The organism is Chryseobacterium pyrolae (assembly GCF_025153485.1).
Taxonomy (GTDB): domain Bacteria; phylum Bacteroidota; class Bacteroidia; order Flavobacteriales; family Weeksellaceae; genus Chryseobacterium; species Chryseobacterium antibioticum.
In genome coordinates, this window is sequence record NZ_JANZQH010000002.1 from 151192 (window position 1) to 164543 (window position 13352).

Annotated in this window: 13 protein-coding genes; 11 read left to right on the plus strand and 2 right to left on the minus strand. The window is 37.7% G+C overall.

All coding sequences use genetic code 11. From position 1 onward, the window contains the following. Positions 1-6 precede the first annotated feature (6 nt). From NZD88_RS03980 to NZD88_RS04005, 6 genes are all read left to right on the plus strand, one after another. Positions 7-1200 carry an alanine dehydrogenase gene (locus NZD88_RS03980; RefSeq protein WP_259827628.1) on the plus strand — a complete coding sequence of 398 codons (1194 nt, stop codon included), beginning with the start codon at positions 7-9 and terminating at the stop codon, positions 1198-1200. Beyond that, on the plus strand, positions 1200-1571 hold the full coding sequence (locus NZD88_RS03985; protein ID WP_259827630.1) for a hypothetical protein: 372 nt from the start codon (positions 1200-1202) through the stop codon (positions 1569-1571). The genes NZD88_RS03980 and NZD88_RS03985 overlap by 1 nt, the downstream gene beginning before the upstream one ends. Positions 1572-1768: 197 nt before the next feature. Beyond that, the gene (locus NZD88_RS03990; RefSeq protein WP_259827632.1) at positions 1769-2539 is read left to right on the plus strand and encodes a histidine kinase; all 771 of its coding nucleotides are present in this window, start codon (positions 1769-1771) and stop codon (positions 2537-2539) included. Beyond that, positions 2517-3227, plus strand: coding sequence for a LytR/AlgR family response regulator transcription factor (locus tag NZD88_RS03995; RefSeq protein WP_259827633.1), 711 nt, complete (start codon positions 2517-2519; stop codon positions 3225-3227). Before NZD88_RS03990 ends, NZD88_RS03995 begins: the two co-directional genes overlap by 23 nt. A gap of 133 nt (positions 3228-3360) precedes the next feature. Next, on the plus strand, positions 3361-3558 hold the full coding sequence (locus NZD88_RS04000) for a hypothetical protein (protein ID WP_259827634.1): 198 nt from the start codon (positions 3361-3363) through the stop codon (positions 3556-3558). A gap of 292 nt (positions 3559-3850) precedes the next feature. Beyond that, positions 3851-6133 carry a cation:proton antiporter gene (locus tag NZD88_RS04005; RefSeq protein ID WP_259827635.1) on the plus strand — a complete coding sequence of 761 codons (2283 nt, stop codon included), beginning with the start codon at positions 3851-3853 and terminating at the stop codon, positions 6131-6133. A 186-nt stretch (positions 6134-6319) separates the two neighbouring features. Here the strand turns inward: NZD88_RS04005 and NZD88_RS04010 are convergent, their stop codons facing one another. Next, positions 6320-7057, minus strand: a complete 738-nt coding sequence (locus tag NZD88_RS04010; protein ID WP_259827636.1) for a hypothetical protein — start codon at positions 7055-7057, stop codon at positions 6320-6322. Between the two features lie 320 nt (positions 7058-7377). On the opposite strand from NZD88_RS04010, the gene NZD88_RS04015 reads away from it, so the two are divergent. The 5 genes from NZD88_RS04015 to NZD88_RS04035 all read left to right on the plus strand — a co-directional run bounded on the left by NZD88_RS04015 (position 7378) and on the right by NZD88_RS04035 (position 11678). After that, positions 7378-7860 carry a hypothetical protein gene (locus tag NZD88_RS04015; RefSeq protein ID WP_259827637.1) on the plus strand — a complete coding sequence of 161 codons (483 nt, stop codon included), beginning with the start codon at positions 7378-7380 and terminating at the stop codon, positions 7858-7860. Between the two features lie 214 nt (positions 7861-8074). Continuing rightward, on the plus strand, positions 8075-8917 hold the full coding sequence (locus NZD88_RS04020) for a prephenate dehydrogenase (protein ID WP_169235667.1): 843 nt from the start codon (positions 8075-8077) through the stop codon (positions 8915-8917). Between the two features lie 259 nt (positions 8918-9176). Further along, positions 9177-9449, plus strand: coding sequence for a DUF2089 family protein (locus NZD88_RS04025; RefSeq protein ID WP_090024187.1), 273 nt, complete (start codon positions 9177-9179; stop codon positions 9447-9449). A 10-nt stretch (positions 9450-9459) separates the two neighbouring features. Further along, a complete protein-coding gene (locus tag NZD88_RS04030) occupies positions 9460-10041 on the plus strand; it encodes a YIP1 family protein (protein WP_259827640.1) in 582 nt (193 codons plus the stop codon). A gap of 5 nt (positions 10042-10046) precedes the next feature. Next, positions 10047-11678, plus strand: a complete 1632-nt coding sequence (locus NZD88_RS04035) for a serine hydrolase domain-containing protein (RefSeq protein ID WP_259827642.1) — start codon at positions 10047-10049, stop codon at positions 11676-11678. Positions 11679-11884: 206 nt separating this feature from the next. Here NZD88_RS04035 and NZD88_RS04040 read toward each other — a convergent pair whose 3' ends face one another. After that, entirely contained in the window at positions 11885-13303 is a 1419-nt protein-coding gene (locus NZD88_RS04040; RefSeq protein WP_259827644.1) for an L-serine ammonia-lyase, read from the minus strand. Positions 13304-13352 lie beyond the last annotated feature (49 nt).

Consider the following 13352-nt stretch of genomic DNA (forward strand, 5'->3'; position numbering starts at 1 on the left):
TAAAGAATGAGTACTACAAATATTTTTACTCCTTTTACTGAAGAAGAATTGATGCCGAAAGAAGAGAAGTTGGAGGTTATTAAGAAAGGAAAGCAGTTCAGTATTGGAATTCCTAAAGAGACCTGTCTTAACGAAAGGAGAACGTGCATTACTCCGGATGCTGTACAGGTGCTGGTAGAACACGGCCATGAACTCATTATAGAAGCAGGTGCCGGAGAAGGTTCTTTTTTTACAGATTTACAGTATTCTGAATCTGGAGCAAAGATCACCAATGATCCTAAAGAAGCTTTCGGACAAGATCTTATTCTGAAAATTAATCCGCCTACAGAAGATGAGATTGATTATATGAAACCTAATACGTATCTGGTTTCAGCCCTTCAGATCAACCTTAGAGATAAAGCTTATTTCCTGAAGTTGGCGGAGAGAAAGATCAATGCCATCGCTTTTGAATTTATCGTTGACGAATACAAACAGCTTGCTTTGGTAAGACTGGTCGGCGAAATTGCAGGAACAGTATCTGTTTTATATGCATCTGAACTTCTTGCGCTATCAAACGGCTTAATGCTGGGCGGCATCACAGGAGTGAGACCTGCAGAAGTTGTTATTTTAGGAGCAGGCATTGTGGGAGAATTTGCCACAAAAGCAGCTATCGGACTTGGAGCCAGCGTAAGAGTTTTTGACAACTCCCTTTCAAAGCTGAGAAGACTTCATACCCTTGTAGACAGCCGCGTTCCGACTTCAATTATTGATCCTAAAGAATTAAGTAAAGCATTAAGACGTGCCGATGTGGTTATCGGTGCACTTCCGAGATTGAATATGACCCCTATCGTTACCGAAGAAATGGTCGCGAAAATGAAGAAGGGCAGTGTGATCATCGATATTACCATAGACAACGGTAAAGTGATCGAAACGTCTGAGCTAACGACGATGGAGGATCCTTATATCATCAAACACGGTGTTATCCACTGTGGGCTCCCGAATCTTACGTCAAGAATGCCGAGAACCACTACAAAAGCGATCTCCAATTTCTTTCTTTCCTATATTCTGAATTATGATGAAGAAGGCGGTTTTGAAAATATGCTGATCCGCAAAAATGAAATGAAGCAGAGTCTGTATATGTACAAAGGAAGACATACCAAAAAAGTGATATGCGACCGTTTCGGACTTACTTACCATGATATCAATCTTTTAATTTTCTAATGAAAAAGTTTAAATTCTTTTTAATAGGCCTTATTCCGGGTCTGATTCTTGTATTTTTTATTTTAAACAAAAAAGGCGCGAGCTGCAGCGGATATCTTCCCAACAGCCGTGTGATCGCAGAAACCCTGTCTAAGGAATTCAAATATTCTGAAGACGTCAAAAACGGAATGATCACTTATAAAATTGATGAGAAATTTATAAAAGACAGCATCATTACCAATGGAAAAGTAGATTTTGACAGAAGTCATGCTCAGAAAAAACCATGTCCGGACTATGTTATTACCTATCCGGAGAAGAACCCTTCTTATGAGATCACTTTTGAAAAGTGTGAAGAAACAGTTACGCTGAATTCTTTGAAAAAACTGAAATAAATAAATTTTATTTTTAAACATTAAGGAATTAAGAAACTTACTTAAAAAGAATAATTTAGGATTTGACAATGTCAAATAGTAAGCAGCATGCTTTATAAAATATCTTTGATATTTTTCTTAATTAATCTTAACAGCTTAAATGCTCTTAATGGTTAAATTAAACTAATTTTAAATAGTAGCATCAAATAATATTTTTTATGGAAGGCAATTACTACATGATCCACGATTATCTAATATTCACTGGAGTTTTTGCTATTTTCTTTCTGCTCACAGTCAGCATCTACCTGTTCAGCCAGAACAGCAACTTCAGACAGAAAAATACAAGGCTGTCTGAAACCAATAAGATCATTGAACAGAAACTGAATGAAGTTCAGCTGGAACATATCGGTACAAAGCTGAATCCCCATCTCTTTAAGAATATCCTGAATTCGGTACAGTCTCATGCCTACCAGACCTATATGTCTCTGGATAAGCTGGCGAATGTCCTGGATTATATTTTATACGAAAGCAACAATAAATTTGTAAGCCCGAAAGAGGAACTGAATTTTGCTTTAAGCCTTATTGAAATCAATAAAATAAAGATCAATCCCCTTTTTGATTTCAGGATCAAGTCTAAAATCAATAAATCTGATTCGGTCTACGAAGAAAAGGTTTTTGCCCCGCTGATCTCTGTGGACCTCATTGAAAACGCTTTCAAACATACGGATTTTCTGGCTCAGGATTCTTTTATCTCGATCCATCTGGAGCTTGAAAACAGGATTTTCACCATGAAAGTCAGCAACAAGTCTTCCTTAAAGAATATTCTGGAAAAGGAAAACAGCGGTTTTGGAAGCCAGTCACTGGATCAAAGGCTTAAAATGATCTATAGCAATCATTACCAGCTTGAAAAAAGTTCGAAAAACGGTATCTTCACGGCAGAATTAAAAATCAATTTAGGAGAATTCTATGATAAAATGCGTTATTCTTGACGATGAATTACTGGCGATCAGTTATTTAAAACTTCTATGTGAACAGATCGAAAATGTAGAAGTGGTAAAGGCATTTAATGATCCTAAAATTTTCCTGAGTGAGATAGACAACATCGACTGTAATCTGTGCATCCTGGATATTGAAATGCCGGGAATGACCGGACTTCAGGTGGCAGAAATTATTTCCGGTTCCAAAAAGATCATCTTTACCACCGCTTATAAAGAATATGCAGCAGAAGCTTTTGACCTGAATGTGGTAGACTACGTAAGAAAACCCATCAAAAAAGAAAGGCTGATCCAGGCTTTCGAAAAAGCAAAAGAGCTGGTAGACGTTCCCCATAAAAAAGATCTGATCGAATGGAACACCAATATCGGAAGAACCGTTATTTTTACAGAACAGATCGCTTATATTAAAACATCGGAGATCGACAGCCGTGACAAAGATATCATCCTGAACGACGGAACCATCATTGTCCTTAAAAATCTCAGTTTTAAAACGCTTCTTGAAATGCTTCCTTCCAAAGATTTCGCCCAGGTTAATAAAAAAGAGATCATAGCCCTCGCCTCAATCAAGGTATTTTCTACCAATGAAATCATTACCACCATTCAGATGGAAAGCGATCATTTCCTTAAGCTTCAGATCGGAGAAGCTTATAAAAATTCATTAATGGAACTGTTCGGAAAGTAGATCTTTCAGACCTTTGTGGTTTCACAGCAAAATACCGTGGTTTCGTTACACCCTCCCCTTTTGCACTCTCTGTCCGGTCACAAGCCCAAACGTCAGCTTTTTCACCTATAAAGGACTGAAACTGATCGCCGGAATGCTTCCTGCGCTTCGGATTAAAGAAGATCATTCTCCGGGAACGAAAAACAGCCCGATCATCCCCAACCTTGGAGCAGGCCTTACCATAGTTTACAAAAAGATAGCACTTCAGATACACGTCTATTATAACACAAAAACATCTGCAGAAAACGGAGCCTGGAAAGTAGGACTTGGCTTGGGATATTCTTTGAAATAGATTTTTTTGGAATCAGGAAGATGAGTCGTAGGAGGGAAGTTATTGAGGTCCGAATAGTACTGTTACCCTTGTTAAGGTTTAAAACCTTAACAAGGGTAAAGAATCAAAACTAGTAAGTTTCGTACTCACTTTTTTAACCTCCCACTTCCCGCTCCCTTATCCATAATCTCAATTTCGTTAATCAGACTTAAGGTTTTTTATTACATTTTTTAGAACATTTATTACATTTTAAAAAGAAGGGTGTTTAACATTCATATATTCTTATCAACTTTGCATTAAAATACTAGGAATCATGAACTGGGGGAAATACAGAAATTTAATTTTTTACATATCGACCATCGCCTTTTTTTCCTGCCTGATGTACTTCTTCATCATAGAAGGACAGACGCTGGAGATCGGAGAAAATATTGTTAAAAAAACCAATACGGGCTCTACCTGGGAGAATTTCCAGGAATCTTTTAAAGCCAACCTGCACCATCCGCTGGCCTTGCTTCTTGCACAGATCGTCACCATTATTCTGGTCGCAAGACTTTTTGGGTGGATCTGTATGAAAATCAAGCAGCCCACCGTAATTGGTGAAATGATTGCGGGGATTGTTTTGGGACCATCACTTCTTGGGATGTACTTTCCTGAATTTTCCACTTCTCTTTTCCCGAAAGAATCTTTAGGTAACTTACAGTTTCTGAGTCAGATCGGACTTATCCTGTTTATGTATATCGTAGGGATGGAGCTGGATCTTAGCGTATTAAGGAAAAAAGCACATGATGCAGTGGTAATCAGCCATGCAAGTATCATTATTCCTTTTGCACTGGGTATCGGGCTTTCTTATTTTGTGTATCAGGAATTTGCACCTGAAGGCATCCAGTTTACATCATTTGCCCTGTTTATTGCTATTTCAATGAGTATCACCGCATTTCCAGTGCTGGCAAGGATTGTTCAGGAGAGAAATCTTCAGAAAACCAAACTGGGAACGATTGTTATTACTTGTGCGGCAGCCGATGATATTACGGCATGGTGTATCCTTGCGGCCGTTATTGCCATTGTAAAAGCAGGTTCTTTCACCAGTTCTATCTATGTGATCATTATGGCTATTGCCTATGTCTTTTTAATGATCAAAATCGTAAGACCGTTTTTAAAAAGAATCGGGGATCTTCAGGCGGGTAAAAATACCATCAGTAAACCGATGGTTGCTATTTTCTTCCTGACGCTGATCCTTTCTGCATATGCTACTGAAGTAATCGGTATCCATGCATTATTCGGAGCATTTATGGCTGGAGCTATTATGCCGGAAAATGCAAAATTCCGTACCCTTTTCATCGATAAGGTTGAAGATGTGGCTTTAGTGCTTCTCCTTCCGCTATTCTTTGTATTTACAGGTCTCCGTACACAAATCGGGTTATTGAATGATGGTCATTTGTGGATGACGGCAGGATTTATCATCTTAACCGCCGTTACAGGAAAATTCATAGGAAGCGCACTCACAGCACGATTTGTGGGAATCAACTGGAAAGAAAGTCTAACGATCGGTGCTTTGATGAACACCAGGGGATTAATGGAGCTTATCGTCCTGAACATCGGGTATGATCTTGGAGTACTAAGTCCGGAGATCTTTGCAATGCTCGTTATTATGGCTTTGTTTACCACTTTTATGACAGGACCTGCTTTAGACTTTATTAATTTTATTTTTAAATCCAAAAAAAGTAGTGACGAAGAAATTCACGACAGTAATGATTCCAAATACCGTGTATTGCTTTCTTTTGATATCCCTGAATCCGGAAGTACCCTTCTGAAGCTGGCTCACGATTTCACCAATAAAATGAACGGCAATAAAAGCATCACAGCGATGAATATTGCTCCTGTAGACGAAATGCACGCTTATGATATTGATGAGTATGAAGATGCCCAGTTCAAAAATGTCATCGAAACATCACATGACCTGAAACTGGAAGTGACTACCCTTTTCAAAGCTTCAACAGATATTCAAAGTGACCTTGCCGGGATTTCAAATAAAGGAAATTATGATCTTCTTTTGATCATGCTCGGCAAGTCCATGTACGAAGGGAGCTTACTGGGAAGGCTGCTTGGATTCACCACAAAGATCATCAACCCGGAAAAGCTTCTGAATACGGTAAAAGGCAAAGGAAATATCTTCAACAATTCTCCTTTCGACGATTTTACGCTTCAGATCCTTGATAAGACCCATATTCCGGTAGGTATTATGGTAGAAAAAGATTTCAAATCAGCGGATAAAGTATTTGTCCCTATTTTTAACCTGAGCGATTTTTATCTGTTGGAATATGCGAAAAGACTGATCAACAATAACAATTCACAGATCATTATCCTTGATGCAGCCGGACAGATCCGCAACAATATCGAGGTTAAAGAGCTGATCAGAAGCATTGAACAGGTAGCCCCGAACCACATCACTTTATATAACGAGAAAAAGATTGAGAAAGAATTCCTAAACTCACAGGATCTGATGCTGATCAGCAGTAAAAGCTGGAAAAATCTGATCGATAGTAAGAGCCTTTGGTTGTCTGATATTCCTTCGACGTTGATTATCTCGAACCCATAGAACTAATGTAACAATGTAGCAGTATAACAATGTAACAATAGAATAATCCCAAGGTATTATAATAGATATTTGTAGTATCCTGTTTGATTAAATGATTGATAAACTGGTACATTGTTATATTGTTACATTATTTTCTTGCATGGCTTGGAGTGATTCAATAAGTTTGCTTTGCGTTAGTTCACGAATCTATTTCACCTTAAGATAAGTTCCATCTAAAGTGGCATTCATTCCAAACTCACAATCACGCGACTGCTCAGACGGAACTGATGTAATGGATATAAATCCATTATAAAATGTAACGAGGAATGAACATGATTTATTGATTTCAATAGTAAACTGATTATTTTTAATCATCACCTCTCCTGACGCATCTGCAATATTTCTTCCGGGAGCCCGGGTCACAGAACCAATGTCATAGGAATACATCTGATCTTTTATCTTTTTAATAGTCATACTTCCCTGATACCCATTTTCTCCATATTGATAGGTATACGTTCCTTCAAAACGATCAGATGGAACAGGTGAAACTATTTGCGGCTTCGGATTTACTTTAGTTTGAACATCAAGTGCTATGGGATAAACTGCGTCAGACTTTGTGGATGACCAGTCTCCCTCTAATTTTCCATTTTTTAAGACCACATCAATAATTCCGCTGATATTCCCATCATTTTCAAATTCCTCCAGATGGTAATGATTTCCAGAATTCAGCGTTCCTATTATTTTAATGGGTTTCTTTTCTTTAGTTTTTACATATCTGATGTTCCCTAAAACGACATTCTTTGAAACGCTGACACTCAGTTCAACAGGGATTTTTTGGTCAATAAGACCGCTAAAACTATAATTCGCATCAGTATTCTTTTGCTGAGCGTGACAGATACCAGCGGTAAAACATATACTCAATACTATTTTTTTCAGATAGTTCATATTATTAGATTTTAATGATACAATGGATAAGATTCAGTGAAGTCATTTTTTTGTCACAAAAACACCTCTTCATACAAAAGTACAAAAAGACGGCAATGACACTCCTACTTCTAACAAGAAAAGACAATAAAAACTGGCCCGTGTTTTATGGATTTAATTGTATTGAATAAAGTAATCCCCAAACAAAAAATCAACTGGCATTCAATTATTTATAAAGACAAATGTATTAAAATTGCAGGTTTAGTCCCATTTACAAAGGAATTCATTATTTTTAAACCCTTCTTTTAGGATCAAAGAAAAATAAATCTAACCTTTTATCAATGAAAAAAATAAGTTTCGTCTGCCTTAGTCTATTAGTTTTTACAGCCTGTAAAAATGAGTCAAAAAAAACAGTAAATGAAACAGTAACCGCTAAAAAAGACAGCACTCCAGTTGAAAAAACTGCGATAGAAAATACACCCGTTACTGAAACCAAAGGAATTCTCACCCTGAAAGAATGTACCGAAAAACAGATAGAATACGAAACCGAACAGGAGTGTATCTTTAAAAACGCCTCTGTTGATGAAGTCTATAGAAGAACGATAAAAGACAAAGAGATAGAAAAAGCAGAGCAACTATTGGCCACCCTTCCGACAGAAAACACAACAAAAGAAATCAACGACGATGGCCTTGTTTCCATTACCTACGCAGTGACTTCAAAAAAAACCGAGATCGAGTTTCTTTTTGAGGGCGGGGTAACAACGCTAAGTCTGGAACAACAGAATAAGGACGTTAAAAGAACGATTATTCACAGCGCAAATTAAAGAAAATTATAAAATCATGTTCACAGAACAAATGATAATTTCAGCCAAAAGTATCTCGAGTTTAAAAAATATTTTATACCTTCGCTTGGTGAATTTCAATAACACGACATATTATTATAGAATTTTTAGCTCAGATCTGGGATAGGGATTCTTATGAACATAACATATAAACCTCGTCCTAGGACGGGGTTTTTTATTTTAAAAATTTAAAAAGATGAAAATAAGTATTATTGGTGCAGGTTTAATCGGGGGTTCAATGGCTTTAAAATTAAGAGAAAAAGGCATTGCAGATTTCATCTACGGGATTGATAATAATCAGCAGCATATCAGTAAAGCACTGGAACTTAAAATTATTGACGCGGGTACAGATCTCGAATACGGGGTTAAAAATGCTGATTTTATCATCATTGCCGTTCCTGTGGATGCAGCCAGAAAGTTGCTTCCTGATGTTTTGGATTTAATATCTGACAACCAAACTGTAATGGATGCCGGATCTACAAAAGCCGGGATTGTTAACTCAGTTAAAGACCATCCGAAACGTTCCAGATTTGTGGCTTTTCACCCCATGTGGGGTACAGAAAACAGCGGTCCCGCCTCTGCTGTTTCCGACAGTTTTTCAGGAAAGGCCGGAGTCATCTGCAACAAGGAAGAATCGGCACCCGACGCCCTTCAATTGGTAGAAAAAGTGGCAGAAAACCTTGATATGCACCTGATCTACATGAATGCCGAAGATCACGACATTCATACGGCTTATATTTCACATATTTCCCACATTACATCTTACGCTTTAGCCAACACCGTTTTGGAAAAAGAACGTGAGGAGGAAACGATTTTCCAACTGGCCAGTTCCGGTTTCTCCAGTACGGTACGTCTTGCAAAATCGCATCCGGAAATGTGGGTTCCCATTTTTAAACAAAACAAAGAAAACGTTCTGGATGTTCTGAATGAACATATTACCCAGCTTAGAAAATTTAAGGCTGCATTAGAAAAAGAAAACTATGAATACCTTGAAGAGCTGATTACCAATGCCAACAGAATCAGAGGAATATTGAGGTAAAATAGGTAGCAGATAATAGGTTACAGGTGGTAAGACTTCACAACAATTTTATTGATATTGGGTATTTTTTACCTCTATTTTTAAAGCATTCAATAATAACTCGAAATCTTTACTCTCCGACTGTGATCACCTATCACCTGCTACCCACTACCTACGATCTGCTCTCTAAAACCTATACCTTTTATTATTTTAATTTAACTTTATTAAAAGTTATTTTAACTTTATTAAAAAAAATAGTACTTTAGTAAAAAATTAATTGATGAAACTGCCAACTGTCTGTCCGAGCTGTGACAATACTTTAAATGTGAGCCAGATGAAATGCCCGAACTGTAAAACAGAAGTAAGCGGCGATTACGAGCTCCCCGTTTTGCTTAAACTGAATCGGGAAGAGCAGGAATTTGTTCTGAATTTCTTCCTTTCCAGCGGAAGCATTAAGGAAATGGCCAAACAGGCCGGACTCTCCTACCCGACCATGAGAAACAAAATGGACGACCTGATTACTAAAGTAGGACAACTAAAAACGAACCTGTAAACTCAACAAGATGAACTGGAAAACAATTTTTAATCCTTTTGAAAGGTTTGATGATAAACTGCTTCTTGTTATTGGGATTTTGGGAACGGCTCTGGCTATTTTAATGGGCTATTGGACAGGAACCTATTTCAGCAGCATTTATAAAGTCAACAGTTTGGAAAAAGTAACCCTGCAGGCTGTAGCTATTCCCACCTTAATCAGCTTTGCCTCTGCTATTATCATCCTTTTTATATTAGGTAAAATTTTAAACAGTAAAACGAGGCTTATCGACATCGTAAATACTGTATTAATTTCGCAGCTCTTGCTGGTTATTCTGCAGGCAACGGAAAAAATATCCTTTATAAAAGAAGCGCAGGACCGATTGATCAGCCATCAGAGAAACCTTCCAGAAACTTTGCCCGTTGGAGATCTTATAGTTACAATAGGTATGGCATCATTCGCCCTTATTATTTTAATCTATAGTATAACCATTTATTACAACGGTTTTAAAACCGCTACCAACATCAAAAAATGGCATCATATTGTTCTTTTCGCAGCAGTATCACTCATTATGACTTTGATATGCCAAATATTACTATCTAAATACTTCTAAATATCATGAAAATCAAATTCTTATTCGTGCTGGTCTTTCTGGCACACCTTTGTCACGCCCAAATCGAAGGCAACTGGAACGGAGAAATCGACATCCAGGCAATGAAACTGCCCATCATATTGAAAATCAAAAAAAGTCCGGAAGGATACTCTTCTCTGCTCAACAGTCCTAAACAAAGCAAAGATGATATTACCGTAGACCAAACAGTTTTCAGTAATAATGAACTTAGTTTTGAGATCAAAAAAATCAATGCCAGCTATAAAGGAATTTTCAAGGAAGATCATTTTGAAGGAAACTTCAGCCAGAATGGGAAAGTACTTCCTTTAGACCTGTTCAGACATCTTCCTGCTTCTAAAAATTCTGACGTCCCTTACCTCAATGGAAAAGCAATTAATAAAGAAAAAATAGATGACTTTCTGAATTATATCGCTGAGAAAAACCAGGGTATTGGCAGTGTATCTATTTTCAGAAACGGCGTTCAGGAATACCATAAAGATTTCGGCCAACGGCAATTAACCAACGTGACTTATGATAAAAACACGCAATATCAGATAGGTTCTATCAGTAAAATGATCACCGCAGTGATGCTGATGCAGCTCGTTGAAAACGGGAAGCTTAAACTGAATGAGAAACTGTCAAAATACTATCCGGAAATTCCCAACGCACAAAAGATCACCCTCCACCAGATGCTGAACCATACCAGCGGACTCGGCGATTATGTAGGTGGAGCAAAGGACAACTGGCTTTTCGGAAAGGTAACAGGTGATAAAGCCATTGTTGCGGAGATCAAAAAACAGGGCGTAAGCTTTGAACCCGGAAAGAAAACCAAATACTCCAATTCAGCCTACTTCCTTTTAAGCAGAATCCTGGAAAAACTCTCCGGCAAACCATATAATATCATATTAAAAGAAAACATCCTGGAAAAAGCAGGAATGAAGCATACTTTCTCGGTATTGGATGACCCTAAGAATGTTTTTAAATCTTATAAATTTACAGACGGAAGCTGGAACGAAGTCCCGGATTTTAATTTCCGAAATTGCGTAGGACTAGGTGACATCACTTCTACGACAGAAGATATGAATACTTTTATCGATGCTTTATTCAACGGAAAATTCATTAAAAAAGAGACGCTTGACATGATGACTTCCAATAAAGAGGAGAAGTTCTTCGGAACCGGAATTATGAAAGTGCCTTTCTACAACATTATTGCCTACGGACACGGTGGTGATACGGCAGGTTCTCACTCTATACTATCATATGAGCCCACAGATAAACTCTCTTTTGCAGTTACCGTTAACGGAGAAAATTTTCCCCACAATGATTTATACGTTGGAATTTTAAATCAACTGTACGGAAGAGATTATCAATATCCATCATTTGACACAAAATCAAATTCTGAGCTGGAAAAATATGAAGGAGAATATGAATCAAAAGAAATTCCGATTCCTTTGACAGTATTTTCCAAAAACGGATCTTTATTTGCGCAAGGAAAAGGACAACCGGAATTCCCTCTGAAAAATATTGAAAAAAATAAATTCCAGTTTGAAAAAGCGGGTATTACAATTCTCTTCATGCCAGAAAGCAAGCAAATGCAATTAATTCAAAAAGGAAAAACAAATCTGTTTAATAAAAAGTAGTTCGAATTCTTTTTTAACCAAGGGTTTTTAAGTTTTTAAGAACGTTAAGTAGAGCTCAGCTTTAAGAGTTACACTAAAAAAATCAATTGATTTATCTTAACCCTCTTTAATCTCTTCACTGCTCTTAATGGTTTAAAATTTCACCATAAAAAAATCCTTAGATGATGAGTCTAAGGATTTTATATTTTAAAATAATATGTTTTCTTTTAACATTCAGGAACGTTTACCGCAATAGCAAGTCCACCCTCTGACGTTTCTTTAAAACGGTCACTCATTGATAAAGCGGTTTCCCACATGGTTTGGATCACTTCATCTAAGGTTACTTTCGCTTTGGCAGGATCACTTTCCAATGCAATATTAGCAGCTGTGATCGCTTTCATGGCGCCCATTGTATTTCTTTCAATACATGGAATCTGTACCAGTCCTTTGATCGGGTCGCAGGTAAGTCCAAGGTGATGTTCCATGGCAATTTCTGCCGCCATCAGAACCTGTCCAATGCTTCCTCCTAAAATTTCCGTAAGCCCTGCAGCTGCCATCGCCGATGAAACTCCGATTTCAGCCTGACATCCACCCATCGCAGCAGAAATGGTTGCATTTTTCTTGAATAAAGTTCCAATCTCTCCGGCAACCAGTAAAAATCTTACGATATCGTCTTCACTGATACATTCTGTAAATGCCTGCGAATACATTAAAACTGCCGGAATAACACCGCTGGCTCCATTGGTAGGTGCCGTGATGATCCTTCCGAAACTCGCGTTTTCTTCGTTCACTGCCAGTGCAAAACACGCGATCCATTTATTGATATTAGTGAAGTTCTCTTCTGCATCAACCACCAGCTTAAACCATTCATCGATATTCTTATAGATTTTATCTCCTAACAGTTTTCTATTGATTCCGGCTGCCCTTCTGGTTACATTTAAACCTCCGGGAAGGATGCCTTCTTTATTAACGCCTTTGTAGATGCATTCTTTAATATTTGCCCAGATATTCAGCGCTTCCTGTCTGGTTTCTTCCTGAGATCTCCAGCTTTCTTCATTGATCAGAATAAGATCTGAAAATCTTTTAAATCCTAGTTTTTCACAGTATTTTATAATATCCGAACCGTGATGACAAGGATAAAGCGTTCTCACACACTGTTTTTCTATAGAATTTTTTTCCTGGCTTGCAATAAAGCCACCCCCTACAGAATAAAAATCCTGAACCAGCTCGGTTCCATCTTCAAAAACAGCCTTAAAGATCATTCCGTTAGGATGGAAATCAAGGGATTTTTGCATATTTAAAACCAAATGGTACCCGTAGACAAAAGGAATTTCTTTCTCTCCCCCCAGGTTAATGATCTGGTCCTTTTTGATCTTCTCGATCTTTTCATCAATTTTTGACGTATTGATGGTTTTAAAATCTTCGCCATTCAGCCCAAGCATTCCGGCAATATCCGTCCCGTGTCCTATTCCGGTTTTAGCTAAAGACCCGAAAAATTCAAGGAAAACCTCCTTCACTTCTGCGATGGATCTTTCCCTTTTTATAATTCTGATAAATGCAGAAGCTGCATTCCAGGGTCCCATTGTGTGTGAACTGGAAGGGCCTATTCCTACTTTAATAATCTCAAAAACCGATATTGATTCCATAGATGATTCTTCATTTTCCTCGAACAACAAAGATACATGATAAATCCCA

Excerpts from the sequence above, each read along its gene's own strand:
- NZD88_RS03995 (WP_259827633.1), top strand. The coding sequence starts at position 2,517 with ATGATAAAATGCGTTATTCTTGACGATGAATTACTGGCGATCAGTTAT.
- NZD88_RS04015 (WP_259827637.1), top strand. The coding sequence starts at position 7,378 with ATGAAAAAAATAAGTTTCGTCTGCCTTAGTCTATTAGTTTTTACAGCC.
- NZD88_RS04040 (WP_259827644.1), bottom strand. The coding sequence starts at position 13,303 with ATGGAATCAATATCGGTTTTTGAGATTATTAAAGTAGGAATAGGCCCT.
- NZD88_RS04000 (WP_259827634.1), top strand. The coding sequence starts at position 3,361 with ATGCTTCCTGCGCTTCGGATTAAAGAAGATCATTCTCCGGGAACGAAA.
- NZD88_RS04035 (WP_259827642.1), top strand. The coding sequence starts at position 10,047 with ATGAAAATCAAATTCTTATTCGTGCTGGTCTTTCTGGCACACCTTTGT.
- NZD88_RS03980 (WP_259827628.1), top strand. The coding sequence starts at position 7 with ATGAGTACTACAAATATTTTTACTCCTTTTACTGAAGAAGAATTGATG.
- NZD88_RS04025 (WP_090024187.1), top strand. The coding sequence starts at position 9,177 with ATGAAACTGCCAACTGTCTGTCCGAGCTGTGACAATACTTTAAATGTG.
- NZD88_RS03985 (WP_259827630.1), top strand. The coding sequence starts at position 1,200 with ATGAAAAAGTTTAAATTCTTTTTAATAGGCCTTATTCCGGGTCTGATT.
- NZD88_RS03990 (WP_259827632.1), top strand. The coding sequence starts at position 1,769 with ATGGAAGGCAATTACTACATGATCCACGATTATCTAATATTCACTGGA.
- NZD88_RS04030 (WP_259827640.1), top strand. The coding sequence starts at position 9,460 with ATGAACTGGAAAACAATTTTTAATCCTTTTGAAAGGTTTGATGATAAA.
- NZD88_RS04005 (WP_259827635.1), top strand. The coding sequence starts at position 3,851 with ATGAACTGGGGGAAATACAGAAATTTAATTTTTTACATATCGACCATC.
- NZD88_RS04010 (WP_259827636.1), bottom strand. The coding sequence starts at position 7,057 with ATGAACTATCTGAAAAAAATAGTATTGAGTATATGTTTTACCGCTGGT.
- NZD88_RS04020 (WP_169235667.1), top strand. The coding sequence starts at position 8,075 with ATGAAAATAAGTATTATTGGTGCAGGTTTAATCGGGGGTTCAATGGCT.